Origin of the sequence: Asanoa sp. NPDC049475 (assembly GCF_040676915.1) — a bacterium.
Classification (GTDB): domain Bacteria; phylum Actinomycetota; class Actinomycetes; order Mycobacteriales; family Micromonosporaceae; genus Asanoa.
The window spans coordinates 270,462-295,359 of the sequence record NZ_JBFAPY010000007.1 but is presented as its reverse complement, the minus strand read 5'-3'; the positions used below and the strand labels follow the sequence as shown (position 1 = coordinate 295,359).

Annotated in this window: 24 protein-coding genes and 2 tRNA genes; 11 read left to right on the top strand and 15 right to left on the bottom strand. The window is 67.2% G+C overall.

Features of this window, described 5'->3' with window-relative positions:
- Positions 1-50: 50 nt before the first annotated feature.
- The 4 genes from AB0J88_RS28680 (at position 51) to AB0J88_RS28665 (ending at position 3,776) form a co-directional block, all read left to right on the top strand.
- A complete protein-coding gene (locus AB0J88_RS28680) occupies positions 51-1,997 on the top strand; it encodes an ABC transporter ATP-binding protein (RefSeq protein WP_364350998.1) in 1,947 nt (648 codons plus the stop codon).
- Between the two features lie 10 nt (positions 1,998-2,007).
- Positions 2,008-2,562, top strand: coding sequence for a GNAT family N-acetyltransferase (locus AB0J88_RS28675; RefSeq protein ID WP_364350236.1), 555 nt, complete (start codon positions 2,008-2,010; stop codon positions 2,560-2,562).
- A 186-nt stretch (positions 2,563-2,748) separates the two neighbouring features.
- Positions 2,749-3,336, top strand: coding sequence for a TMEM165/GDT1 family protein (locus AB0J88_RS28670; protein ID WP_364350239.1), 588 nt, complete (start codon positions 2,749-2,751; stop codon positions 3,334-3,336).
- Between the two features lie 23 nt (positions 3,337-3,359).
- The gene (locus AB0J88_RS28665) at positions 3,360-3,776 is read left to right on the top strand and encodes a hypothetical protein (protein ID WP_364350242.1); all 417 of its coding nucleotides are present in this window, start codon (positions 3,360-3,362) and stop codon (positions 3,774-3,776) included.
- Here the strand turns inward: AB0J88_RS28665 and AB0J88_RS28660 are convergent.
- Positions 3,758-4,285: a MarR family transcriptional regulator gene (locus AB0J88_RS28660; protein WP_364350245.1), complete on the bottom strand. Its 528-nt coding sequence runs from the start codon at positions 4,283-4,285 to the stop codon at positions 3,758-3,760. The two genes, AB0J88_RS28665 and AB0J88_RS28660, sit on opposite strands and share 19 nt — an antisense overlap.
- A gap of 60 nt (positions 4,286-4,345) precedes the next feature.
- On the opposite strand from AB0J88_RS28660, the gene AB0J88_RS28655 reads away from it, so the two are divergent.
- The gene (locus tag AB0J88_RS28655; RefSeq protein WP_364350248.1) at positions 4,346-4,714 is read left to right on the top strand and encodes a VOC family protein; all 369 of its coding nucleotides are present in this window, start codon (positions 4,346-4,348) and stop codon (positions 4,712-4,714) included.
- Positions 4,715-4,741: 27 nt separating this feature from the next.
- Here the strand turns inward: AB0J88_RS28655 and AB0J88_RS28650 are convergent, their stop codons facing one another.
- Both AB0J88_RS28650 and AB0J88_RS28645 read right to left on the bottom strand, forming a co-directional pair.
- A complete protein-coding gene (locus AB0J88_RS28650; RefSeq protein ID WP_364350251.1) occupies positions 4,742-5,443 on the bottom strand; it encodes an aquaporin in 702 nt (233 codons plus the stop codon).
- A gap of 335 nt (positions 5,444-5,778) precedes the next feature.
- Positions 5,779-8,163: an esterase-like activity of phytase family protein gene (locus tag AB0J88_RS28645; protein WP_364350254.1), complete on the bottom strand. Its 2,385-nt coding sequence runs from the start codon at positions 8,161-8,163 to the stop codon at positions 5,779-5,781.
- A 168-nt stretch (positions 8,164-8,331) separates the two neighbouring features.
- Between AB0J88_RS28645 and AB0J88_RS28640 the strand changes: the two genes are divergently transcribed.
- Positions 8,332-9,114 (top strand): SAM-dependent methyltransferase, encoded by a 783-nt coding sequence (locus tag AB0J88_RS28640; RefSeq protein WP_364350257.1) that lies wholly within the window; start codon positions 8,332-8,334, stop codon positions 9,112-9,114.
- Between the two features lie 8 nt (positions 9,115-9,122).
- Here the strand turns inward: AB0J88_RS28640 and AB0J88_RS28635 are convergent, their stop codons facing one another.
- Entirely contained in the window at positions 9,123-9,815 is a 693-nt protein-coding gene (locus tag AB0J88_RS28635; protein WP_364350260.1) for an NADPH-dependent F420 reductase, read from the bottom strand.
- Positions 9,816-9,993: 178 nt separating this feature from the next.
- On the opposite strand from AB0J88_RS28635, the gene AB0J88_RS28630 reads away from it, so the two are divergent.
- On the top strand, positions 9,994-10,389 hold the full coding sequence (locus AB0J88_RS28630) for a DUF488 domain-containing protein (protein ID WP_364350263.1): 396 nt from the start codon (positions 9,994-9,996) through the stop codon (positions 10,387-10,389).
- Complete coding sequence (locus tag AB0J88_RS28625; RefSeq protein ID WP_364738056.1) at positions 10,353-11,141, top strand: DUF429 domain-containing protein; 789 nt, start codon at positions 10,353-10,355, stop codon at positions 11,139-11,141. The genes AB0J88_RS28630 and AB0J88_RS28625 overlap by 37 nt, the downstream gene beginning before the upstream one ends.
- A 126-nt stretch (positions 11,142-11,267) precedes the next feature.
- Here the strand turns inward: AB0J88_RS28625 and AB0J88_RS28620 are convergent, their stop codons facing one another.
- The 6 genes from AB0J88_RS28620 to AB0J88_RS28595 all read right to left on the bottom strand — a co-directional run bounded on the left by AB0J88_RS28620 (position 11,268) and on the right by AB0J88_RS28595 (position 15,991).
- The gene (locus AB0J88_RS28620) at positions 11,268-11,633 is read right to left on the bottom strand and encodes a DUF2750 domain-containing protein (protein ID WP_364350266.1); all 366 of its coding nucleotides are present in this window, start codon (positions 11,631-11,633) and stop codon (positions 11,268-11,270) included.
- Positions 11,630-12,349: an XRE family transcriptional regulator gene (locus AB0J88_RS28615; RefSeq protein ID WP_364350269.1), complete on the bottom strand. Its 720-nt coding sequence runs from the start codon at positions 12,347-12,349 to the stop codon at positions 11,630-11,632. Before AB0J88_RS28615 ends, AB0J88_RS28620 begins: the two co-directional genes overlap by 4 nt.
- A gap of 118 nt (positions 12,350-12,467) precedes the next feature.
- Positions 12,468-13,379, bottom strand: a complete 912-nt coding sequence (locus AB0J88_RS28610; RefSeq protein WP_364350272.1) for a peptidase inhibitor family I36 protein — start codon at positions 13,377-13,379, stop codon at positions 12,468-12,470.
- 5 nt (positions 13,380-13,384) lie between these two features.
- Positions 13,385-14,158 (bottom strand): peptidase inhibitor family I36 protein, encoded by a 774-nt coding sequence (locus AB0J88_RS28605; protein WP_364350275.1) that lies wholly within the window; start codon positions 14,156-14,158, stop codon positions 13,385-13,387.
- 26 nt (positions 14,159-14,184) lie between these two features.
- Positions 14,185-15,012 (bottom strand): peptidoglycan-binding domain-containing protein, encoded by an 828-nt coding sequence (locus tag AB0J88_RS28600; RefSeq protein ID WP_364350278.1) that lies wholly within the window; start codon positions 15,010-15,012, stop codon positions 14,185-14,187.
- A 127-nt stretch (positions 15,013-15,139) separates the two neighbouring features.
- A complete protein-coding gene (locus AB0J88_RS28595; protein WP_364350281.1) occupies positions 15,140-15,991 on the bottom strand; it encodes an NBR1-Ig-like domain-containing protein in 852 nt (283 codons plus the stop codon).
- A 114-nt stretch (positions 15,992-16,105) separates the two neighbouring features.
- Here AB0J88_RS28595 and AB0J88_RS28590 point away from each other — a divergent pair, with 114 nt between their 5' ends.
- Positions 16,106-16,522, top strand: a complete 417-nt coding sequence (locus tag AB0J88_RS28590; RefSeq protein WP_364350284.1) for a hypothetical protein — start codon at positions 16,106-16,108, stop codon at positions 16,520-16,522.
- Between the two features lie 47 nt (positions 16,523-16,569).
- Here AB0J88_RS28590 and AB0J88_RS28585 read toward each other — a convergent pair whose 3' ends face one another.
- Together AB0J88_RS28585 and AB0J88_RS28580 are read right to left on the bottom strand one after the other, a co-directional pair.
- Positions 16,570-17,742, bottom strand: coding sequence for a hypothetical protein (locus tag AB0J88_RS28585; RefSeq protein ID WP_364350287.1), 1,173 nt, complete (start codon positions 17,740-17,742; stop codon positions 16,570-16,572).
- Positions 17,743-18,029: 287 nt separating this feature from the next.
- Complete coding sequence (locus tag AB0J88_RS28580) at positions 18,030-19,961, bottom strand: AAA family ATPase (protein ID WP_364350290.1); 1,932 nt, start codon at positions 19,959-19,961, stop codon at positions 18,030-18,032.
- A gap of 949 nt (positions 19,962-20,910) precedes the next feature.
- On the opposite strand from AB0J88_RS28580, the gene AB0J88_RS28575 reads away from it, so the two are divergent.
- On the top strand, positions 20,911-21,579 hold the full coding sequence (locus AB0J88_RS28575; protein WP_364350293.1) for a hypothetical protein: 669 nt from the start codon (positions 20,911-20,913) through the stop codon (positions 21,577-21,579).
- Positions 21,580-22,185: 606 nt separating this feature from the next.
- On the opposite strand, the gene AB0J88_RS28570 is transcribed toward AB0J88_RS28575, so the two are convergent.
- Together AB0J88_RS28570 and AB0J88_RS28565 are read right to left on the bottom strand one after the other, a co-directional pair.
- Positions 22,186-22,258, bottom strand: a tRNA-Arg gene (locus AB0J88_RS28570).
- 34 nt (positions 22,259-22,292) lie between these two features.
- Positions 22,293-22,382, bottom strand: a tRNA-Ser gene (locus AB0J88_RS28565).
- Between the two features lie 141 nt (positions 22,383-22,523).
- On the opposite strand from AB0J88_RS28565, the gene AB0J88_RS28560 reads away from it, so the two are divergent.
- Positions 22,524-24,134: a hypothetical protein gene (locus AB0J88_RS28560; protein ID WP_364350296.1), complete on the top strand. Its 1,611-nt coding sequence runs from the start codon at positions 22,524-22,526 to the stop codon at positions 24,132-24,134.
- Here the strand turns inward: AB0J88_RS28560 and AB0J88_RS28555 are convergent.
- Entirely contained in the window at positions 24,121-24,894 is a 774-nt protein-coding gene (locus AB0J88_RS28555; protein ID WP_364350299.1) for a CPBP family intramembrane glutamic endopeptidase, read from the bottom strand. The two genes, AB0J88_RS28560 and AB0J88_RS28555, sit on opposite strands and share 14 nt — an antisense overlap.
- Positions 24,895-24,898 lie beyond the last annotated feature (4 nt).

The window sequence follows — 24,898 nt, the reverse complement described above, 5'->3', positions numbered from 1 at the left end:
CGAGCCGGCTGCCCGCGGCCGGGCGACGGGCCGGTGGCGGGCCACCGTGGATGAGCGCCGGCATGCCGGCCGAGAAGTCGATGACGTTCGTGCCGTCGGCCAAGCGGTTGTTGCGCCGGCTCAGCCCGTACCGCGCCAAGCTCGTTCTGATCGTCTTGTTGGCCCTGGCCAGCGTCGCGCTGTCGGTGATCGGGCCGAAGATCCTCGGCCACGCGACCGACGTCATCTTCCGTGGCGTGCTCGGTCGCCGCCTGCCCGAGGGCGTCACTCTCGACCAGGCCGCCGCGGCGGCGCGCGACAGCGGCCAGAACAACTTCGCCGACCTGCTGCTCAAGACCAGGCCGATCCCGGGCGTGGGCATCGACTTCCACCGGTTGGCGCAGATCCTGCTGGTCGTGCTCGGCATCTACGTCGTGGCGAGCGTGCTGTCGTGGTTGCAGGGCTGGGTGCTCAACGGCGTGGTGCAGAGCGCGATCCGCAAGCTGCGCGCCGACGTCGAGGACAAGCTCAACCGGCTGCCGTTGCCCTACTTCGACCAGCAGCCCCGCGGCGAGCTGCTCAGCCGGGTCACCAACGACATCGACAACATCTCGCAGAGCCTGTCGCAGACGCTGAGCCAGGTGTTGACCTCGCTGTTGACCGTTATCGGCGTCGTCACCCTGATGTTCGTGATCTCGCCGCTGCTGGCCGTGGTCGCGCTCGTCGCCGTGCCGCTCTCGTTCGTGATCACTGCGCAGATCGGCAAGCGGTCGCAGAAGAAGTTCATCGCGCAGTGGCAGCACACCGGCCGGCTCAACGCGCACATCGAGGAGGCCTTCACGGGCCACGAGCTCGTCAAGGTTTTCGGCCGGCAGCGCGAGGTCGAGGCCGAGTTCGAGGCGCGCAACGAGCAGCTGTTCAAGGCCGCCTTCGGTGCGCAGTTCATCTCCGGGATCATCATGCCGGCGATGTTCTTCATCGGAAACCTGAGCTACGCGGTGATCGCCGTCCTCGGTGGACTCCGGGTCGCCTCGGGCACGATGACGCTCGGCGACGTGCAGGCGTTCATCCAGTACTCGCGCCAGTTCACCCAGCCCCTGACCCAGCTCGCCTCGATGGCCAACCTGTTGCAGTCGGGCGTCGCGTCGGCCGAGCGGGTGTTCGACCTGCTGGACGCCGACGAGCAGGTGCCGGACCCGCAGCCCGCGGTGGAGGTGCGCCAGCCGCACGGCCGGGTCGAGTTCGAGCACGTCTCGTTCCGCTACACCCCGGACACCCCGCTGATCGACGACCTCTCGCTGGTCGCCGAGCCCGGGCACACAGTGGCGATTGTCGGACCGACGGGGGCCGGCAAGACCACGCTGGTGAACCTGATCATGAGGTTCTACGAGCTGGACGGGGGCCGCATCACGCTCGACGGCGTCGACATCACCACGATGAAGCGCGAGACGCTGCGCGGCGAGATCGGCATGGTCCTCCAGGACACCTGGCTGTTCGGGGGCACGATCCGGGACAACATCGCGTACGGGAACCCTGATGCTTCCGAGGCCGAGATCCACGCGGCGGCCGAGGCGACGTTCGTGGACCGGTTCGTGCGCAGCCTGCCCGACGGCTACGACACGGTGATCGACGAGGAGGGCAGCAACGTCAGCGCCGGTGAGCGGCAGCTCATCACGATCGCGCGGGCGTTCCTGGCCAACCCGTCGCTGCTGATCCTGGACGAGGCGACGAGCTCGGTCGACACGCGCACGGAGGCGTTGCTCCAACGGGCGATGGCCGCGCTGCGCTCCGACCGGACGAGCTTCGTGATCGCGCACCGCCTCTCCACGATCCGCGACGCCCACCTGATCCTGGTGATGGAGCGGGGTCGCATCGTGGAGCAGGGCACGCACACCGAACTGCTCGAGGTGGGCGGCGCGTACCGACGACTGCACGACGCACAGTTCACCCAGGCGGCGGTCGACCTCGACTCGTCCGATGGGGGAATCGCGCTCGCGGGGGCTCCTGGACAACGCTAGGGTCTTTCGCATGATTCACGTGGAACGGGCGACGGCGGCTGACCGCCGGCAGGTGGTCGAGACCGTCGTCGCCGCGTTCGACCAGGATCCGGCTTTTCGGTACTTCTTCCGGGATCCGGTGACCCGCGACGCCGAGGCCGCGGAGTTCGCCGGCCACCTGTTCGACCAGCGGGTCGCGCCCGGCACCACCTGGGTGATCGAGGGCGGGCTTTCGCTGGCGATGTGGGACGCGCCGGGCAGTTGGTCCGCCGACGAGCCGAAGCTGGCGGTCTCCGACGAGGCGTTGGCGCGGCTCGACGACTACCACCGGGCGGTGCAGTGCTTCTTCCCCCGCGGCAAGCCGTTCTGGTACCTCGGTGTGCTCGCCACCCACCCCTCCCGCGCCGGCCGCCGGCTGGGCCGCGAGGTCATGAAGCCCGGGCTCGCGGCGGCCGCCGAGGCGGGGCTGCCGGCCTACCTGGAGACGACGAACAAGGGCAATGTCGCCGTGTACGAGCGTGCCGGCTGGCGAGTGAGCGGCAGCACACACCTAGATGATCTTCCGATCTGGGTGCTGACCCAGTAGCGTGGGTGGCTGCGAAGGGGAGTAGCTCCCAACGTGGTGGTCGACACACTGGCGTCCGCGCCCGGCCACCCGACCTGACGGCCTCGGCCGTGAGGTGAGCGAGACCTTCGGCTCTGGCAATGCTCGATTGCCGGGTCGAAGTCTCGCGCGCGAGTCGACCCGGTGGACACACCCGGGAGGACATTCGTGGGAGGCTTTCTCGCCGCGCTCGCGATCAGCTTCGGCGTCATCTTCGTAGCCGAGCTTGGCGACAAGTCCCAGTTGATGGCGATGACCTTCGCCACCCGATACCGCGCGCTGACGGTGCTGATCGGCATCACGGTCGCGACGGCGGTCGTACACCTGATCTCGGTGGCAGTCGGTTATGGCCTGGGCGCGACACTGCCGACGAAGTGGATCAGCCTGGCAGCCGGCGCGGCGTTCCTGGCGTTCGCGGCCTGGACCCTGCGCGGCGACTCGCTGACGGAAGAGGAGAAGTCGAAGGCGCAGCGCTCCCAGCGCTCGGCCGTGCTGGCGGTGGGTGGAGCGTTCTTCCTGGCGGAGCTCGGCGACAAGACGATGCTGGCGACCATCACGCTGGCGACGCAGCACGGCTGGTTCGGCGTCTGGGTGGGTTCGACCATCGGCATGGTGGCAGCGGACGCCCTGGCCATCGTGGTCGGCCGCATGCTGGGCAAGCGCCTGCCGGAGAAGGCCATCAAGTGGGGAGCGGCGGCCCTGTTCGTCATCTTCGGCATCTGGCTGATCGCGGAGGCGCTGACCGAAATCGTCTGACCCGGCTGCCATCATGTCGGTCTATGAGCACGATCATCACGTTCTTCGTGGCACCCGACAACGAGACCGCGGCCGGCGTCGCGGAGGGTGGGCCTGGACCGGATCTCCAGGTCGCCGAATACGGCAACTTCGACGTGTGGGAGGCGATCGAGGAGTGGGAGAGCATCCTGCTGCACCGCGACCTCGATGAGGTCATCGCCGACGGGGGTGCCGACGTGGTGAGCGACGACGGCGCGCCGCTGGTCCTGTGCATTCCACCGGCGCTCACCACCGCACTGGCCGGTGCCGATGACGAGGTGCTCAGCACCGCCGCGACCCGATGGGTGGCGCTGGGGGCCGACCTCGACGAGGAGTTGGCCCGCGAGATGCTCGGCGAACTGGCCGCCTTGTCCGCGGCGGCCGAGCAGACCAAGGGCGGCGTCTACGTCTGGGTCTGCTGATGGGTACCCCCGACCGGCATTTCTGCTGGCCGGAGGCCACTTCTGTCAGGGGACGGCGGCGGAGTGCCGTCGCGTAGCGAACGGACCATGCTTCGGAGGATCCGCAGCGCCTCTGCCTGGTCGGACTCGGTCAGGCCGGCAAGCATCCTGACCTCGACGGACCGGACAGCCACGGTCGCCTTCTCCAGGCTGCGTCGGCCGCGAGGCGTGAGCCGCGTGGGAAGAGCCTTCCCGACGGGTGCCTCCGCGGGCCTGGTCACGTAGCCGTCTCGTTCCAGGCTCTGGAGCAGCACGTTCATCGACTGCCGTGTCACGAACGCACCACGCGCTAGCTCGGAGTTCGACAGTCCTGGTCGTTGAGCCAGCAGTTCGAGGCAGGAGTAGTGCGTCACGGTCATCCCAAGCGGCCGCAGCACCGCCTCCATGGCCACGCGGAGCGCGCTCGACGTCTCTTTCAGGAGGTAGCCCAGGGACGTCTCCAGGTCGACGCCAGCACCTTCTTGACTCATGTCAGTAGTCTGACATAGGTTGGTGTGTGTCAGTTGCCTGACACGATAAGGAGCAACCTCATGCCCGTCACCGGCCCCGACTTCCTCTCCTTGCAAGCTCGCGACCTCGACGCGTCGCAGAAGTTCTACGAGCACTACCTCGGCCTCGTACGCTCGCCGGCGGGACCGCCCCACGCCGTCGTCTTCGAGACGACGCCGATCGCGTTCGCTCTCCGTGACGTCGTTCCCGGCACCGATCTCGCCTCAGCCCCTCAGCCCGGCATCGGTGCCGCGATCTGGCTCCACGCCACAGACGTCCAGGCCATTCACGATGCTCTGGTCGCCGACGGCCACACCATCGTCTCCGCGCCGATCGACGGCCCCTTCGGCCGGACATTCACCTTCGCGGACCCCGACGGCTACCACGTCACGCTCCACGACCGCGCCTGATCGCCGAATCACCGAACCAGGATCTGATCAGGCGCGTTCTGTGTGCGGGCGGTAATGGCTGTGAGCCGTGGCCAGCAGCGGCGCGGTCAGGGCCGCCAGGACGCCGCCCGTCAGTGGGGCCACGATGAAGACCCAGAGTTGCCGCAACGGTTCGCCGCCCTCGAAGATCGCTGGGCCGAGTGAGCGGGCCGGGTTGATCGAGGCACCGTCCAGGGTGATGGCTACCAGGTTGGTCGCCGCCAGGGCCAGACCGATCGCCAGACCCGCGAAGCCCGCCTGCTCCGAGCGGCTCGTGACGACCAGGACGACCAGCACGAGCAGGAAGGTCAGCACGATCTCCAGCAGGAACGTGCCGCCCAGGTTGATGTGGGTGCCGTAGCTGTTCGTGGCCAGCGCGCCGGTCTGGTCGGTCACCCCGCCGTAGCGGGTGAGGATCCACAGGCCCAGCCCCGCCACCGCGGCACCGCCGAACTGGGCGATCCAGTAGCCGATCGCGCCGACGACCGAGATTCGGCGCGCTAGAACGGCGCCCAAGGTGACCGCCGGGTTGACGTGGCAACCGGAGATCGGGCCGATGGCGTAGACGAGTACGAGCAGCGTCAGTCCGAAGGTGAGGGCGACCACGACAACCCCACCGTCGATCCGGGCGGCGACCGCGGAGCCTGCGCCGACGAACACGAGCAGCAGCGTGCCGAGGAACTCCGCCGCGTACCGTCTCAGCCCCGCCATAGGCCGAAACCTAAAGGCACAGCGAGAGACCGCGCAGCGGAACGGCGTAAATGATCACAAGCGCGCGATTGCCCTGGTCAGGAGCACCGTCCTTGCTCTGCACCCAGATACGCACCACCTTGCGGCGGGGGTGGTGCGTATCTGGGTGCAGAGCAAAGCCTGGCCAACCGCGGACCTCGAGTCTGGCGGGAGCGACGGTCGTGCCCACGACGGACCCGAGCAAAGGGCCCGCGCCGACAGATGGCGACCGGGCGGTGAAGCGAAGCCCTGCCCCCTCCGCCGGCCGGACAACAAAGGGCCCGCGCCGATCGACGACGCGGGCCCAAGAAATGCGATCAGACGGTGAAGCGGAGCTTCGCCCGGCGAGCGCGGACGAACAGGAACGCTCCGGCCCCGGCGATGACCACGCCAAGAGACGCGATCAGCAGCGCCGGAGCACCTGTCACCGGAAGGCCGCCGCCCTCACCGGAACCGCCACCGACGCCCCCGCCGGCACCCAGGTTGAAGACGTCCGCCGCCGCGCCTAGACGCAGGAAGACCGTCTCGCCCGTGGCGTCGTCGACGCCGTCGTTGTCGGTGACCGCGTACACCTGGCCGTTGCCCGCGATGGTCAGGCCCTCGACCTTGTCCTGCACCCACCCGTTGTCCGCCTTGAGCGCCGGCAGCAGGTCGACCGCGAGGGTCTTGGTGGCCGTCGGCAGGGCCGAAGTGCCAAACCCAGCCGGCACGTCGAAGGTGTAGACCTTCTTGACCGAAGCCTTCAGCCCGCGCTGGTTGTCGCGCTCGATCACCGCGAACGTGTCGTTGTCGACCGGGACGAGCTCCGACAGGCCGATCCAGCCAGCCGGGGCAGTGTCGAGCTGGTAGCCCAGCCACGCCCACGTCTTGGAGGCCACCGAGTAGCGGCCGATCCGGACGGTGCCCTTCGGGTCGCTCTTGAGCTCGCGCTGCACCGCGACCCAGACCTGCTCGTCAGCGCCGGTCCCCGTCAGAGCGACGCCCTCGAAGCCGTTGCTCGTCACCGCACCGGCCACGTCGGCCGGCAGCGGGATCTCCTCCTGGACCGCACCCGACGCGTCGAGGCGGACGATCAGGTTGGGCTTCGCGGCGGTGCCGTCACCCTCGATGGCGATCCAGTAGCCGTCGCCGGCGGCGCGCGCCGCCACACCCTCGGCGTCGTAGCCGACCGGCTTGCCGTCCTTGGTCACCGTCAGCTCGCCACTGACCAGGGCCGGCCGCTGCGCCGTGTCGATCGTGAGCAGGCGGGTCGGCGTGTAGACGTTGTCGGTGATCGACACGAGCTGGTCCGGCTTGCCCGGCACCGCCGAGAGCCCGGAGAGAGCACCCCAAGAGATAGGAGCCTTCTTCTGACCCGGCTCGTACGCCGAGCGGATCGTCGGGAAAGCGCCCTTCGAACCGTACTTGAAGATCGTGACCGACGCGCGGATGCCGTCGTCCGGCAGGTCTTCCTCGCTCGACACCACGAGCAGGCCGCGGGACGGGACCGTGGTCACGCCCTCCGGGCCGTTGGTCGTCGGCAGGATCTGCAGGAACGTGGGCGCCTTGGGCTTGCTGATGTCGTACGCGGCGACGAAGTTGCCCCGCTCCGAGTTGACGAACAGCACCGGCTTGCCGTCGAACCTGCCGAACGCCACGTTCTCGGGCTCGGTGCCCTTGGCGTCGGAGCGGCCCTCCGGGTAGAGGCCGTGCGCGGCCGCCAACCGGTCGAACGAGTTGCCGGCGTCGTACACGACCTCACCGTTGCGCTTCCACACGGTGAAGCCGCGCGAGCCGCCGACGTAGTCGCCCTCGTTGGCGGTCGCGAACGTGTTGTCGTCGATCCAGGTGACACCGTCGGGCTCACGGCGCACGGTCACGGAGTCGTCCTGCGCGATCGTGCCGTCCTCGACGGTGTCCACACCGGACAGCTTGACCTGGCCGGCGCTGAAATCCTTGACGACCTTCTTCTTGTCGAGGTCGACCAGCGCGATGTGGTTGTTCTCCTGGAGCGTGACGACCGCCTCGTCCTTGCCGTTGATCGCCACGTACTCGGGCTCCGGGTCGCCGGGCGCGACCTTCGCGAGGCCCGTGAGCTCGACGGGCGTCGCCGCCCACTTCTTGACGTCCTTCTTGATGTCGATCACCTGCAGGAAACCGGCCGGCTTCTGCGGGATCTCGCCATCGTTGAGGTCCTCGTCGCGCTCGTTCTCGATCGCGATAGTGAGGTACTTGCCGCTGGGCGCCACCGCGATCGAGTCGGGCTGGCCGCCGAGGTCGATCTCGTGCACCTTGGTGCGGCTCGCCAGGTCGATGATCTCCAGCACGCCGCTCGTGTCGACGAAGTCCTTGCTGGTGTTGACCACCGCGAGCACGTAGTTCTGGTAGACCGCGACCGACGTCGGCTCGCCGGGCAGCGCGAAGGTGCCCTTCGGCTTCGGGTTGGCCGGGTCGGTGATGTCGAGGAAGCCGAGGCGCTCACCGGGGCTGTCGGTCGAGATGACCGTGTTGCCGTCGGTGCTGACCGCGCTGATCTCGGCGACGGTCTCCTGGTCCTCGGAGCTGTTCAGGTAGACCGGCACGGTGGCCAGCCGCTCGAAGCCGGCGAACGTGGCGTCGGGCGCCGCGGCGAAGGCCGCCTGCCCGACCAGGGCCGGAACAGATATGAGGCCGGCGACCATAGCCGTCCGGACAAACCGGCCGGTCGCGGGTGGTACAGACATGCTGACACTCCCAGATTTAGCGGACCTGCCTTGCTTAGTGGCCCGCGTTGGCCGGGACTCGACGGAAAAACCAACGGCCGGTGTCGTACGGGATGCGGAAAGGCGTGTGCCCCGGGATCTGCCCAGGCCGGCGCTAGGCTGAATGGATCTTCCTGATTGGGGTGGCTTGTGGATCTTGACGGTGGTTTGTCCTGGTCGCCGGCGGAGATCGACCGCGACAAGCCGAACGCCGCGCGGGTGTACGACTACTACCTGGGCGGAGCGCACAACTTCGCCGCCGACCGGGCCATGGCGGACGAGGCGATCGCGGACTGGCCCGAGCTACCGGCGATCATGCGGGCGAACCGCGGGTTCCTGCGACGGGCGGTGCGCTTCATGGTCCGCTGCGGCATACGGCAGTTTCTCGATCTCGGTGCCGGCCTGCCGACTTCCGGCAGCGTGGTGGACACAGCGCCTTCCGCACGGGTGCTGTGTATCGATATCGACCCGGTCGCGGTGGCGCACGGCCGGGCTCTGCTCGCGACCAACGAGTTGGTGTCCGTGGAACAGGCCGATCTGCGCGATCCCGCGGCCGTGATGGCCCTCGCCCGCACCGAGCTCGATCTCACGTTGCCCGTGGGTGTGCTGTTGGTGGCCGTATTGCACTTCGTCGAGGGCGACGCCGCCGCGGTCGTGGCCGGCTATCGGGACGCGCTGCCGTCGGGGAGCATGTTCGCGGTCACCCATGCCACCGCCGACGCGCAACCCGTGCGGGCCGCCACGCACCGGCAGCTCTACCGCCGCACGGCGCTGCCGATGACCATGCGGTCGCGCGCCGAGGTGACCGCGTTGTTCGCGGGCCTGGAGCTGGTGCCGCCGGGCGTGGTCGACATGACGCACTGGCAACCCGACCCGGACACGGACCAATCCATGGAGCTGGCCGGGTACGCGGCGATGGGCCTCAAGCCTTGAGGCGCGGCTCAAGCCCTGAGCCCAGTGCGCAGCTTTTCGACTGGCAGGTCGGTCAGGTAGACCGGCGTGCCGGGCTGCTGCCGCCAGCTCGCGTCGAGCGTGCCGGCGTCGACGGGGTCGAAGCCGAGCTCGTCGACGAGTCCCTCGACCACCTGCTTGGCGGCCGTGTCGTCGCCGGCGATGGGCAACGCGATCCGACCTGGTTCGCCGTGCGGCTTGCCGCCGTCAGCCAGCCGCGGGGCGCTGATGTTGTTGAACGCCTTGACGACCCGGGCGCCGGGGAAGTGATCGGCGACCCAGCGGCTCGAGCTGACCGCCCGGTCGGCGATGTCCTCGATCTCGCCGTCGCGCTCGGCGTAGTAGTTGTTGGCGTCCACGACGATCTTGCCGTCGAACGGCTGGGGCGGGAGATCCGGCACCGCCCTCATCGGGACGGCCAGCACCACGATGTCGGACTTCTCCGCCGCGTCACTCACGGTCGCCGCGGTGGCGCCGGTCTGGTCCGCGAGCGGTCTCAGCGACTCGGGACCACGCCGGTTGGCGACGGCGACGTCGTGCCCGATCTCCCGGAACCGCCTGGTGAGCGCGCCGCCCACTTTGCCTGAGCCCACGATGCCAATCCTCATCTGCTGGTTGCTTCCCGCTTCTGGCCAGCTCTCCCCTCGAAGCTTGCGGTTTCTGTCGGATTTCGGCGTTTTCACTCTGGGTGGTTAAGCCGGTCTGGCCTGGCTGGCAGGACAAGTTCCCGATGTGCCCATCCGTCCGATCTGGCACGGTTAGCGGTGTCTTTCGAAGGTGTGTCGTTTCGCTGGGGGTAGGTGGCCGGCCCTCGCAGCTCGTCCCGGGGCTGCGGGGGCCGGTCGTGGCACGCTCTAACTGATGGACGCCATAGGCATCGGGTACGAGGGCCTGACCCTCCCGTTAGTTGTCGCCCGGCTGCGTTCGCTGGGCGTTTCGGGGGTCGTCGACGTCCGTTTCGCGGCCCGGTCGCGGAAGCGGGACTTCAACAAGAAGGCACTGGCGTCGGGGTTGGCGGCGGCCGGGATCGGCTACACGCACGTGCCCGCGTTGGGCAACCCGCCCGCCAACCGGCCTGGCTTCGGTGGATCTGCCGTGGAGCTGGCTGCTGCCCGTGCAGCCTACGCCGCCCTGATGCCACCCGCCGCCTTGTCGTTGGTCGCCTCGCTGGCGGCTTCGGAGAAGGTCGCGCTGCTGTGTTTCGAGGCTGACCAGTCCCGGTGCCACCGCGACGTAATCCTGTCGGCCCTGTCGTGATCACCGTCGGGGTGGACCTGGCGGCCGCGGACGAACGGTCGGGTCTGGCGGTGATCTCATGGTCGCCAGGGCGGGCGGCGGTGTCTTCGGCCGCTCTCGGTGCGTCGGACGCTGCGATCGTGGCGGCCGTTCAGGGGTCGGACAAGGCGGGCATCGACTGTCCGCTGGGCTGGCCGGCGCCCTTCGTGTCGTTCGTGGCAGCTCACGCTTCCGGAGCGGTCTCCCCGCCCGCTCCGGGTGGTGGCGCGTCGTGGCGACGCCGGCTGGCGTACCGGATGACTGACGAGGTTGTCCGTGCGCAGACCGGGCTGATCCCGATGAGCGTGTCCGCGGACCGGATCGGCCACGCCGCGTTCCGGGCAGCGGGCCTGCTGTCGCTGCTCTCCCCCGACGGCGCGCCCCTGTCCCGCGCCGGCGACGGCCAGGTGGTGGAGGTCTACCCGGCGGCGTCGCTGTTGCGCTGGGGCTTGACCCATCGCGGCTACAAGCGGGCCGGTCTGGCGTCGGACCTGGTCTCGTCGTTGCTAGCCGCGGCGCCGTGGCTGTCGCTGGGCGCGTTCGAGCCACTGTGCCGCCGCAGCCACGACGCCCTGGACGCGGTGGTGGCGGCGTTGGCCGCACGAGCGGCGGCGACCGGCCGAGCGACCCAGCCGACGCCCGAGCAACTGCCGGCCGCGACCACCGAAGGCTGGATCGCCCTGCCGACCTCTCCCCTCGCGGACCTGGTCGCGGCTTCGCCTCAGTCGTCGTAAGGCGATTCGCCGAGTGCCTGCGCGAGCCGTTGCGGACCTCGTCGATCCCTGAACGGTCAGCCTTCGTACGAAGGCTCACCGAGCGCTTGAGCGAGCCGGTTGCGGACCTCGTCGATCCCTGAACGGTCAGCCTTCGTACGGAGGCTCACCGAGCGCTTGAGCGAGCCGGTTGTGGACCTCGTCGACGGCGAAGTCCCAACCGGTCAGGTTAGGCCCGCTCCAGTTGATGCCGACCCGAAAGCTGTCCCTAGCGAGGTCAGGCAGCGCCGCGTTTCGCCAGTTGTCCAAGGGCATGGAGACGACGCGGAACTCTGGACCCCAAAGCCGCGCGGCCCGCAGCGCCCGCTCCTCCGACGACCAGTAAGGGAATGCTGCCTGCCCGTCCTCGGAGACCGGCACCGGGCTGCCCTTGTCATCCCGAACCCACCACACCGTGCGCGACTCGACGACCTCACGAAAGAACGCCGCCGCTTGGGCGCCACTAGCGCTCACCGCGCTCCTCCGGCTTCGCTCGGCATGGACATCGCTTCCTCCAGGACACGGTCCGTCTGCTCTGCCGTCAAGCGTCGCAATTCCCAGATCAGCTCGGCCAGATCGGCCGCCGCCCGATGTGGCGGCCGCGGTTCACCCGGTAGCTCCGTGCCCGTCAGTGCGGCCAGGTCGTCGGGCGGGATGCCCAACACCGTGGCGAACGCGGCCACCAGCTCCGGAGTCAGCTTCTTCCGGCCATGTCCGATCGCTCCGATGGTCGACGCCGCGAGCGGACCCGTTCGGGTCAACCCGAACAGAAGCTTGGCGGAGCTGACCCAGCTCAGATTGCGGCTATGAAGCATCCTCAGGACCAGCGCACCAGGTCCGGGCTCGTACTGTTCGTAACTCCGCACGTCCTCGACCGGCTGCCATCGATCAACCTGGGGCAGCGACCGCACGAGTTGCCGCAACCGATGTCGTTGATCTGGCCCCAGAAGAACGGCGTGCCTGACGACCCGCTCGACCCTCGATTCGTCCCGCGCCGCCAAGGGAGCAAGGTCCTCGGGCACCTCCAGCCCGGCGACGACGAACAGGTCCGCGGCATGGAGTCCGAGCACGGGCGCGAGGCGCCGAAGCAGCGACGGACCCGGCTCGGCTCCGTCCACCACACGCTGGAGCTCAGGTTGGGTGACATCGACACCGCGATGAAGCAACAGCCGCGCCAACGGCGTCGCCACAGCCTTCGCCTCCCTTACACACAGGATGGTGCCGGGTCAGTCAACCTCGCGCGTCGACTTTTGGAAAGTGCTGGCACGCCCCACCCAGAAGCGCTTGGGTGAGGCGTACCAGGATCGATCAGGAAATCGCTATGTCCTCGTAGTAGTGGCGCAGGATTGTCTGGTAGCTGTTGCCCGCGTTCGCGAGGTCGCGCGAGCCGTACTGGGACATCCAGTCGCCGTCGACCCAGGCACCGCAGGCCGTCGTCGTCGCGCAGTAGTGCGCCTGCAGGATGTTGCCGCTGCGGGTCATTCGGGTCGACCACGTCGTGTCCACCGCGGCCGAGGTCGAAGTCACCGCCGACGACGGGCGGTAGACCTGGTCGCCGACATCGTCACGGACGTCGTAGCACGCTCCGCCGGGCGTCTTCCGGGTCGAGTGCAGCGCCCAGTACCAGGCGTAGCTCTTGACCGCCATGGCTCCCGACTCCAGCGAGGCGCGCGGCCAGCTCGAAATCCACTCGTTCGGAAGGACGTTTTTGACGTACGTCTTGAAGTCCACCCGGTCCACGCGACCGAGATTGACTCGGTAGACCAGAATCGTCGTCGGCAACTTGGTGTTGGTGCCGTCGGTGCTGCAACCCGTCGGCCCGCTCAGCAACTGGTGCGACGCGTTGTTGTTCTTCAGCGTCGCGTTGAGGTTGCCTTTCGCCCCGGCCGCGAAATCCTGGGTCGCACCGGCGTAATTGCTGTTGAAGTAGACCCGCACCGTCTTGCTCGTGCGGTTCCACACCGACGCGGCGTTGTTCTTCACGCACAGGCCCTGGCCGGCGCCCGATCCCTTGAACTCGTAACAGGTCGGCTGGGTCGCACCGTAATCGTCCTGGGAGTCCGTGAAATCCGAGATCGATCCGGCGTTGTTGCTGTTGTAGTAGTAGCAGAACTCGCCGCTGTCACAGACTCCGTCGCGGCTGGCGGCGGATGCCGCGGTCGGCGCGACGAAGATTCCCAGGAGGGCCGCTGCGAGCGCGGCCAGCAGGACCCTTCTCATGCGGTTCACCAGCTGCCCGGGACGTACGCCCAGCCCAGGTAGTCGGACCGGTCGCGGAACGTGTTGGTCTGGTAGACGGTCGGGCCGGTGCTGATCGCGCTGTTGCCGCCGATGGACAGCATCACGTGCCCGGCCGAGGTGGTCGACGTGAAGAACACGGCCGTTCCGGCCGGCGGGACCGTGCCGGTGTGAATGCGGCCGTTGTCACGCTGCCAGATGTAGTGGGCGCGAGCGGTGGCGAACCGGCCGCTGGTGCCGAACGCCCGCTCGACGAAGAGCTCGCATTGGTTGTTCCAGTCGGTGTGCCCGAGCCGCGCCTTCGCGAACGCGACAGCCTCGGCGGCGCGCGGGTCGGCCGGGTTGGTGCTGCCGCCGATGGCGTGGGAGGCGTTGTTGTTCTTCAGCGTCGCGTTGAGGTTGGCCTTTGCGCCGGCCGCGATCGTCTGGGTCGCGCCGGCGTAGTCGCTGTTGAAGTAGACGACCACGCTCTTGCTGGTGCGGTTCCACACCGACGCGGCGTTGTTCTTGATGCACAGGCCCTGGCCGGCGCCGGATCCCTTGAACTCGTAGCAGGACGGCTGGGTCGTGCCGTAGTCGCCGACCGACGTGGTGAAGTCGGAGATCGAGCCGGCGTAGTTGCTGTTGTAGTAGTAGCAGAACTCGCCGCTGTCACAGACCCCGTCGCGGGACGCCGCGGAGGCGGGCGAGGCGGCGGCCAGGATCGAGGTGGCGATGGCGAGCGCCGTACCGACGACGGCGAGGCTCTTGCGGATGTTCATGATGTCCTTCCCAGGGGTGGTTGGGCTTACTGCTGGCGCTGGTACTGCTCCCAGGTCTTGATCGGGATCCGGGGGCCGTCGTCCGGGCCGTGGTTGGCCAGGCCGTTCATGCCGAGGTAGTAGTCGCCGACCTGGTTCTGCGCCTGGGTGGACAGGTCGGTGTCGCTGATCGCCACGGCGTGGATGTGCCAGGGCCAGTCGCCCTGGCTCGGGTCGCGGACCCAGGCGGCGAAACCGACCTGGCGCAGCGCCCTGGCCGCGGCGGTGCGTCTTGCGGCGGTCATGCCGGTGACACTGATGTCGACCACGCCGCCGCCGTCGTGCGTACCGGCTGAGGTCGGGTCTCCTCCGGGGTTGTAGGAGCCTTGCTCGAGCACCAGGGTTTGACCGAGCAGGCGTTGGGTTTCGAGCAACATCGCCTGTGTACGGGCATTCACGACGAACCCGTCGCGCTGGACCTTCGCGCCCGGGCCGATCGTGTTGGTGACCGTGTAGCGGTTCAGGCCGAGCTTCGTCAGCGATGTCGTGCCGGGCAGCCCGTTGGCGGCCAGGCCGGTGTAGCCGAGCTCGCGCTGATAGGCCGCGTAGGCCGAGACGGTCAGGGTTCCGAAGTAGCCGTCGACCCATTTGGCGTCGAGCAGGCCCTTGGCTTGGAGTGCTTGTTCGACGGCGAGCACGGAGCTCTTCGCGCCCGGCGTCAGGGTGTTGTCGGCGCGGCGCGGGTCGATCTGGGCGGCCAGAACGGTGGCCTCCATGTTGACCTGCGCTGTGGTCGTCGTCGCTCGGGCGTTAGCCGGGGCGACGACGGCCACACAGAGCGCCGCGAGCCCGACGGCGTACCAGGGACGGCGCATCGATCCTCCTCGTGGTGAGTCGTGGACATCACCTTGCGAGGAGGCTTGAGGTGTTCGGTAGACCGCAACCGTTGTCAGATTCGCCAGGCCGGCACTGACCTGGACCGTTGCGGTGTTGTCAGCTTTGTCAGGCGGTGACGTTGACCATGAAGTAGACGGGCCGGCGGGTGGGGAAGTACTCCTGCCCGTTGGAGTCGACCATCTTCCAGCTGACCCAGCACTTGCCGGGGTGGCTCGGTGCGGTGACCTTGACGCTGATCATCACCTGGTCGCCAGGCGGCGTATCGCCGATCTCCACCCGATCTGGAGTCTGACAACCGTCGGCGTCCGCGGTGGGGTTGATGCGCGCGAGGTAGCGGTTGTGCCAGTCGACCTTTCCGACGTTGGCGAGGGCCCACACCTTGGTGAACTCGGTGTTGACCTTCACCTTCGTACCGTCGGGGATGGTGACGTCGCCGACGAACTTGCTCGAGTCGCCAGGGATCAACGAGTCGGAGAAAGGTGTTGAGGACGGCGTCGGTGCCGTCGCAGCGCTGGAGCCGGCCGGGCGCGACCACGGGTGGAAGGTGACGGTCAGGACGGCGGCCGCTGCGACGACGACTGCGGCGACCGCGGGCCACCATCGGTGTCGACGCGTTTCCTCCGCCTGCGGATGCTGGTCTTCTTCTGATTCGAGTTTGTCCACGGTGGCCGGTGTCACCGCCGGCTCGCGACGTTGGGCGTCTTCCCAACGTGTCCGCCACTGGGCTTCATCGGCTGCACAGGCGCGAACGAACTCGCGGGTGGTCTCCCATGAGGGAAATCTGGTGCCGGCAGCGGCCTCGTGCAACGTGGTGTGGGAGATCCGCCCCGACAGCCCAGCCATCTTCCGAAACGACGGCCCGCCAGCGGTTTCCCGCAATGCCCGCAACTGCTCAGCGAACGCTTCGGCGGCGATCCGGTCCTGAGTCGACTCCGCGGCAACACGCTCGTCCCTCATCGGTCCCCCATGTCAGACATCGTCGTCAGGCGTCGTCAGGGCGTGTAAGAGGGTACCGAACGCGCGTCGGCAGACATCAATGTGGTGGCCACCGCCCATTGAAGGAGAACATCGATGAAGAGCCTCAACCGAAGAGGTGTACGCGTCCTCGCGGCCGCCGCGCTGGCTGTGCCAGCGGCGCTGGCGTTCGCGGGCCCAGCGCAAGCGGAGGTCAACCCTCGCTGCGCAGGCTCGGTCCAGATCGGAGCGACGGCGTACGTGACGGCCGACGGCATGACCGCGGCATCGGTCAAGCAGTACAAGGGCTGCGGCAAGAACTACGCGTACACGTACGTGTGGCAGCAGTACCGGGCGTCCCATGGTGCGTACCAGGTCTGCACGTCGATCGTCACGGGAACAACACTGCGCGACCTGCAGTGCTCGAGCGGGCCGGACGTCTGGTCACTCGACGCGAACACGCTGTCGGTGTGCACACGAGCTCTGGGCGGCATCTCGGACGTCGCATCAAAGGAAACCGAAGTGCGCTGCTGACCGGGCAAGGACGGGCCCCGCACCGCCGTCCGGCGCGGGCCCGTCCACTACGTCATCCTGAACTGCGTAGCAGCGTCGAAGACGGCAGCGGCCTCATCGAGATATGCCTGCCATTCATTGTTGGATCGAGCCTGACCCGCCGTAGGAAATGGGATGCGGACAGCAAGCAGTTGGCGTGGGGTATCCCCGGGGTCGCGGCCAAGCCGCCAGGTCCGCGCGGCCCCCTCACCGGGGTAGACAAGTACCGCCCGACGCATGACGCTCTTGGGATCAACTACCAGGTGGCTGTAGGCGAACATCTGGTACTGATCGCTTCGCTCGGGAGACGCCGTAGCTGCCTTGTCCTTGTATTTGGCGTCCACGACCCACATATCTTCGGCTCTCCAGGCAACGTTGTCGGGCCGCGTCTTTGCCCGCTTGGGCGGGGGATCCGAGAGCCAGGGATCGACGACGAGGTCAGTCGGTTGATTGCCAGGGCTGAGGACGGGGTCAAACCCCGAGCGTAGTAGCACCTGGTGAACCACCCGCTCCCATAGCTCGTTGGTCTGGATGGATAGTTCGATGGGGTCTATCAATTGCGGGCCGGCGTTCTGCGCGGCATGTTCGGTCTCGGCCAAGATCGCCAAACTCAGCTGAAGGGCGTTGCTCCACTGCTGATCGAGCCGGCCAAGCCGTAGCCGAGATCCCACCACCAGCGCAACCCTTGGCGGCAACGTGGTTACGCCTCCCAGCGCACGGCGCAAGGCCACCGCGTCGTGGCGGAGCTGCGGCTCCGCGAACCGTCCGGGGAACGGAGATTTGACGCCACGGCCGTCGGCGATCCACTCCAAAGCGGCGCTAACGATGCCGAGCAAGATCGTCGACTCCGATAGCTCCTCGTAGCGACACGTCAGTCTCGGGTCGGAGGTCACCGAGTAGCGCATGGCGCTGCTTGGCTCAATCCTCCCGCGGACCGAAGAGCGTACGGTCTCGACTGCGCGATAACCGCGGCGAGTGGAGTTGATCCGTGCCAGCACCTCGTCGAGGAGGCGCCTGTAAAGCAGCGGCCGGTGGAGCGGCGACCTCCGAGGAAGCCCGGCGAGGTCTTGCGCGTTGAGGTTCAGGAGCTTCAGACGTTCGAAGAGTTCCAGAAGGCCCGTCACCGTGGCCTGGTCTTGTTCAGCGGGCGTGCGCACATCGCTCAGATATTTAGGCGCCGGATCGACATCGGGCGCGATCAAGCTTCGATCCCACAATGCCCCGTCAGCGTCGGCGCGTCGGGCCACGCCCAAACAGCGCCTCAAGATCTGTAGGGGTTCGGGGTCAGCTGCGGTGACATGTAGTCGGTTCGTCTCGTACAGGAGCAGATCATGGTGACGACGCCGGGACCAGTTAGTAACAGCCAGCACACGGCGGCTATCTGGCCGCCACATCTTCGGAGCCACTGTGATCACGATTTGATGGGCGCTGCCTCCTGCGGCAACAAAGCCAACTCGTGTGCCTTGACGAGCGGCTGCGATCGTCAAGCTCATTCGGTGTCCGCGTGCAGGCCGTTGGCTGGCTCCCGGGCATCCCCCGGCGACTCGGCTTCAGCCTCTGGATTGCGTTGGGCTGCGATTCGCGCTCCGCGCGCGAGCCCCGTGCCTTCGACCACGACCTGGAGCTCCAACGACTTGTGCACGAAGTCGTCGAGTTGAGCCAAGGCAGTCTGCGCGGTCTTGCTGAGGTGATCCAGGTCGGCGTGTTCGGTGAACCAGTCGCCCCGCGTGTGTGGGTCGAGCAGGCTTTCCGCGCCGAGCGCACGGACGGAGTCGATCAGCTGCGGGAGAATCGTGTACTGCCAATGCAGTTTGAGGCGGGATACCGCCAACTCGACTCCGGCCGCGTCTTGCAGCATGGCCGCCGCCGCGTAGAGGTATGAGTGCCCGAGTACCGCATCTGGCCCCAAACACGGCCGCAATGCGTGATCATTTAAATCCCGAAGCACACCAACAGACGTGGTGAACAGTTCGCGCGCCGGGTCCGACACAGTGCTGTTCAGCACGTCTGCCGTAGGCATCTGTGGTTCGAGGCGGTGGAAGGCGAACCGGCGCCGAAGTGCGGCATCGAGTGGGGCGACTGAGCGATCCGTCGTATTCGTCGTGGCGATCACGTAAACGTTGTCCGGAACGAAAAAGGAGCGCTTAGAGTACGGAAGTTGCGCCGGTGTAGGCGTCTCCCAGTCCTGTGCCTTAGCTGATGCCGTCGGCCGCCGGTGCCTGTAGCGGGCGCGGCGCGAAACCTCTAAAGTCAACAACAGGTCGCCGAATACACTTGGCACGTTGCAGCGGTTGAGTTCATCGAGCAAGACGAGCACATCTTTGTCAGGCGCCGCCACAGCCGCAGCACAGATCGATACAAAGAATCCGTCTTGAAGACCGAACTTTCCTGTCGATTCGACAGGTTGGTCAAACATCGTTGCGCCGGTGTCTTTAGCTTCTGGCCGAAGGCCCTCGATAAAGTCCTCATAGGAGCTACTCGGATGAAGAACAATGGCCCCGTACTTCCGCCCGTTGAACTCAAGCAAATCCCGCCCCGTCCGCTCGCGCCAACTCGCAGCAAGACGTTCGATCGCGTAGGACTTTCCTGTGCCGGGGACCCCTTCGAGCACGACGTTCTTGAACGTCATCAGGGCCTCAAAAACGGGGTCTTCGGTCATCGACGGCTCCGGCAGGGGCTCGGTGAGGTGGGGATGGGTGGTCGCGTCACCAAAAAAATCAGGGATCCGCTCGTTGAGAAAGCTCAGCAAGCCAAAAAGGTTGGCGTCGCCTATTTTGAACAGGTACCCCTGCTTGACGTTGCCCTGAACGTCAAATGGTCCGACGTCTGCGCTCCTATTGGGAATCTCGGCTCGAGGAATTGGGATATCTAGCTCGTGATAGTCAACCGGGCAAAGATTCCCGAGTTCACCCCAAGCCTCGCCACTGAAGCCCGCCGGACGCCGGGCCTCATACGGCGCTTCTGCCACTGTCCCAACGGCGCGAATCGCCCCGTTGGCGTAATGGACGATCCGCTGCCCCACCCGGAGCCGAGCCACATCGGTGTGATGCGCGACCCGATATCCAGCCTTCGTCTGTTGCGGCGCCCATACGAACCCACCGTCACGCTCAAGGTCGTAGGTAGCGCCCTGATTGACCCACCACAGGCCCGGAAGCGGAAGCACCTCAAGTCCCAGCGCCGTCAACCGAGCGATAGCTTGCGTGGCGTCGAAAGCACCAGCGGCTAGCGGTTCGCCGGCGGGCGTATAGCGGTGCGCCACACCGGCGACGGCTTTGGGATCGTAAAAGCGGCCTTTGTGGCGTAACACATATGTAGTCGCCGTACCAAACCCATACTTCGCGAGGAACGCCTCCCGACCGAGCTCATCGAACTCAGCGAGAGTCACTTCTACTGCGGATAGGTCGATCTCCGATAGGGACATGGCTGGGAGCCTAGATCCGGCCAACCACAGCGTCCACGCCCTCTTTCGCCCGGACCGAACGTGACCGCTCCTAAAAGGTCAAACCTCGCGTTTACGGCTTATCTCTTTAGTCTTCCCTGAATCTGTTCGAAGGCTCTGAAGCTGTTTGCACCTTCGGCGTCCAGCTCGGCATGACCGCGGCTGCACCGACATCAGCTCGGCCGGTGCTGCCAGTCCAGCAGCGTCAGCCGAACAGGCCGTGGACAACGGACCATCCGTCAAGCCGGATGAGGACCGGCCAAGCTCGGAGGTTCTACGGTGGACACAGCGAAGGCGTCCGACCGCTTTCGCTGGTCGGACGCCCTGCTTGACCTCGCGCGCCCGAAGGGACTCGAAAGCTGACCGACCTTCCGCCACTACTGCCCTTGGTGGGGACAACATCCGCACAGAGGCTGACGTCACGCGCACGCACGAGCGGCCGATGAAGCACTTCCCGCGATGGAGTTCAGACTGACTGCGGACGACCTCGCCGAGATCGAGACAGCGGTGACAGGGCGCCGTGCGCGACGACCGATGCCCATCCGCGTGGATGTCCACCCGTGGCGTAGGAACCGAGTCAGCCCCTCGGCGGAACCCTGCACCGTCGCGGTCCGTCAAGGAGTCGGCATTCTGGGCCGCACTCACCGCCGAGATGGAGTGCCGCTGCGGCAAACGTCCTCGGCTGCGGCGTCGCGTCGCCTACGCGAATGACCGCGGAGAGTTATCGCCATCTGACATAGTGTATTGGACGATCTTCCTCATCGATTAGCGTCTCAACATGTCTATGCGGGCGTTGGGGAGAGTGGCGCGCGCTCGCCTGGTAGAGCCAGAACAAATGAGCACAGTCGGAAGCGGTGCAGCGCGCCTACGTTCCGCGTTGCAGCCTGGACTGCCCGAGCGGCGGTACGGCCGGACCTGGCACCTCAGCCAGATGCGCGACGAGGCGGGCTTTCTTTATGGGCGTCTGGGGTTTGGACAGCAGGTCGGCGTGGATCTGTGGCAAGACGAAGTTCAGGACTTTGAGAAAGCGCGTGTTGACAGCGGAATCGCCGCACCGTTCGTTATTCGTATGTCTGATCTTGTCCTGGTGTACCAGCCACGTAGACAAGGGATCCGTCCGGAGTCGTTCGCCGGTGCTTTTCGAGCGATACTGAAACAGAGCGGTAGGCGTGAAGAATGGCGGATCGAAACTCTCGCTGGCGAAGGCGTCTCTTTCAAGGATTGGCGCACCACGGTCGACATTGTCACGCGGCTGAGGTTCCGGATGGAGCCACCAGATCTGCCGAAGCGGTACTCGTCGACGGTAGCCAGCCAGGTCGCTGCGGTGCACCCCGACCTCGCTGCAATCGAGTGGCGGGCGTCCGCCGGTCTCGACACGGACGCCAGTCTCGTTCGAGAACTGCTCGAGCAAGTTGCGAACGGCGTCGGCGAGATGGTGGCATACGGGCGCTGTGGGGCGACGGCCAATACTGAGCGGCGGTGGAACAGCGTACTCGGAGATGAAAACGTAATAATCGATGTTGAAGTGCCTGAGGATGGCGGAGAGGTCGGCCGCGAAATGCTCCTCGAGCAGTTCAAGGCGATCGAGGTTATTCAGTAACTAAGAATAAACGGGTCGGCAGGTCGCTACCGTTGGCCAGGTGTCGAAGGTGACGCCTCTCCGAAACCGATGTCGCCGCGGGAGTTTCTGCCAGGCGGCGGCCCAACATGGCCATCGCAAGTCGGTGAGAGAGTTGTACTCAACTTAAGACCAGCTCAAGCATCTCGAAGAGCTCGGCCACGTCGACCGTCGCTGCGCAGGCCTTGATGTGGGGCGCCAAGCCTGGAAACGTGCATCGATGAGGCCCGATACAACTCGGCACCGGCGGCGGGCCGTGGCGGTGGCCGGCGCCTTGCTTCGGTGCCATACGACCCGGCCAACTACAGGCTTCGACCGCCGCGTCTCCGCCAACGCGCTGGCTCTGCCCAAGCCGTCGAGCCCGATGACTTCGCGAGTCCCCGCTGGGACTGCGCGACCGCTTCGCCACGTGGCGTGAACGGCCCCTGAAGGCCGGACGCAGCGCGGATGTTTAGCAGCACAGAACAGCAGCGGACACCGAGGCGCCCCGCCGGACGAGCAACAGCCGAGCACCGACGTTCCACAGTAGATGCAAAAAGCGAAGGCGCCCGACCGCGTTTCCGCAGGTCAGGCGCCTTTCCGATCTTGCGCGCCCGAAGGGACTCGAACCCCTAACCTTCTGATCCGTAGTCAGATGCTCTATCCGTTGAGCTACGGGCGCAGGTGCCACGCCAGCATACACGCTGGGTTTGGCGCGGAGACTCCGGGATTCGAACCCGGGAGGGGCGGTTAACCCCAACCGCATTAGCAGTGCGGCGCCATAGACCAGACTAGGCGAAGTCTCCAACGGTGGCTGTAGACCACCGCCGGTCGAGGATACAGGTCCGGCTGGGGACCGGGCAAAGCGACCTCCGGTGGTCGATCCCAGCAGACTTGCGGCTCTTGCAACCTGTGAACCGCTGGTTCCGGGACTACGCTGCCAAACCATGGGAACCGGTGCCAAAGAGCCGGAGCAGCCGGCTGGTCCGCGGCGTCCTCGGCCTGCCAAGGCCGCGTTTGCCGCTCCGCCTGAGCAGACCGATCAGCGCGCTCCGCAGCCTCGGGCTGGTGATCGGCCCAAGCAGCCGCCGGCTCTGCTCTTCCAGCCGCCTGCCGAGTCCGCCGAGCCTGCCACCGCCGCAGCGCCGCAGCCGCGCAAGAATGCGCCGACCGGGCCCGCCGATTCGGCCGAACCTGCATCCGCCACAGCCCCACAGTCCCGCAAGAACGCGCCGACCAGGTCCGCGGAGCCGGCCGAGACTGCCGAGACCGCAGCTCCGCAGCCACGCAAGATCGGCCCGACCAGCTCCGCCGACCAGGCCGAGATCGGCAAGCCCGCTAGCGCTGTGACTCCTCCGCCTCGCAAGAACGCGCCGCCCAGGCCGGCGGAGCCCGCCGAGACCGCCGAGACCGCTGAGCCCGCTGCCTCCGCGGCTCCGCAGCCACGCAAGGACGCCCCGGCCAACTCCGTCGAGCCTGCCGCCGCCACACCCGTGCGGCCGCGCGAAAGTGCGCCGGACAAGTCCGCCAAGCCGGAAGAAACCCCCACCGTGCGACCCCGGAAGAAGGCGTCAGCTACGTCCGCCGACACCACTAACCCGCGATCGCGGGACAGCGCGGCAGATGAGAACCCGGCGCCGACGGATGCCCGGGCGGCAGGCCCGGACGTGACGGACGCCACGCCGGCGCCTGCGCCGCGCCCGCGTAAGAAGGCCGCGGCGAAGAAGGCCGCTCCGGCTAAACGGACCACACCGGCGAGCGGCGCCGAGGGCCAGGCCGACGCGGTCAAGGACCCTGTGCCCGCCCCGACCGCCAAGGCCTCGGCCAAGATCCCCGCGCGCCGGAAGGCGATCGCCGCCGACGAGAACCCCGCCTCCGCGCCGGTGAAGGCGACAAAGAAAGCCCCCGCCAAGAAAGCCGCACCAGTAGCCACGACGACCGCCGACGATCCCGCGCCCACGCCTCCGGTCGTCCAGGAGACACCAGCGGCGCCAGTCAAGACGGAGCCGGCGAACCCGGACCGTTCGCTGCGGCGCCTTCCGGAGCTCGCCGCCGTAGCCGCCGTCGAGCGCCTCACGCCGAAGGCCGCCGAATGGGCTCGGGAGGTCCGCACCACGTACCCGACCGCTACCCCGGACGGCCTCGCCCGCCTCGCTCAGCGCCGCTTCACCAGAAAGGCCACCGCCACCGGAGCCGCGGTCAGCTTCGCCAACGGCTGGTCTGCCGCCGCTGATCTTGCCGGCACGAGCTGGGTCAACGCCGAGCTCATCACCCACATCGCGGCCGCCTATGGCAAGCAGGCCACCGCCGCCGACATTTTGGTTCTGACCGGCGTACATCAGGATCATGTCTCTGCTCAGGCCGCCATCGACGGCGAGGAGGGCCACAGCGTCAGCCGAGCCCCGATCACGGCGGCGGGCAAGACCGCGACCTGGGCCGCCCTCAAGATCCTCACCCGCTGGTGGCCAGGTCTGGCGGCGGCCGGCGGTGCCGCCACCGCCAGCCTCAACTCAGAGCGTGTCGCCGCGAGGGCGATCCAGCGCTTCAGAGCCAGCTGAACCAGTCGCGAGGCAACAGCGAATAACCCACGAACGCGACCACATCCAGCAGCGTGTGCGCCACCACCAGCGGCAGCACACGCTTGGTCCGGATGAAGAACAGCGCGAACACCACGCCCATCACCGCGTTGCCAAGAAAAGCGCCGAAGCCCTGATACAGGTGGTACGAGCCCCGCAGCACCGCTGACGCCAGGACCACATAACCAAGGCGCCAGCCAAGCTGACGGAGCCGGGTGACCAGGTAGCCGACCACCACGATCTCTTCCAGCACCGCGTTCTGCGCCGCCGACAAGATCAGGACCGGCACCGCCCACCACACCGACGGCAGCGCGGCCGGCACCAGGTTGGCGTTGATTCCCAGTTGGGCCGCGATCCAGACCAGCCCGAGCCCCGGCAGCCCGATAGCAGCGGCCAGCGCGAAGCCCCACCCAAGATCAAACCAAGGTCGCCGCGCGTCCAGGCCCAGCAAGGAACGCGGCGAGGAGTCGCGCGAGAGCAGATACAGCGCCAGAAGAACCGGGACCAGGGCGAAGAAGATCCCCAGCAGCTGGTACGTCAGATCCAGGTAAGGCCGCACCGACTGCGACGGGTTCAGCGTGGCGGTCTGCTGCGACAACGGCCGGTCAGCCGTGAGCCGGGCAACGATCGTGACCAGCGAGTACACCGCCGACTGACCGAGCGACAGACCCAGCACGATCAAGATCTCAGGACGCAGCCCGTTGCGCGTGGCCACCGCAGGCCGCTCGAGATCGACTGTCACGCGC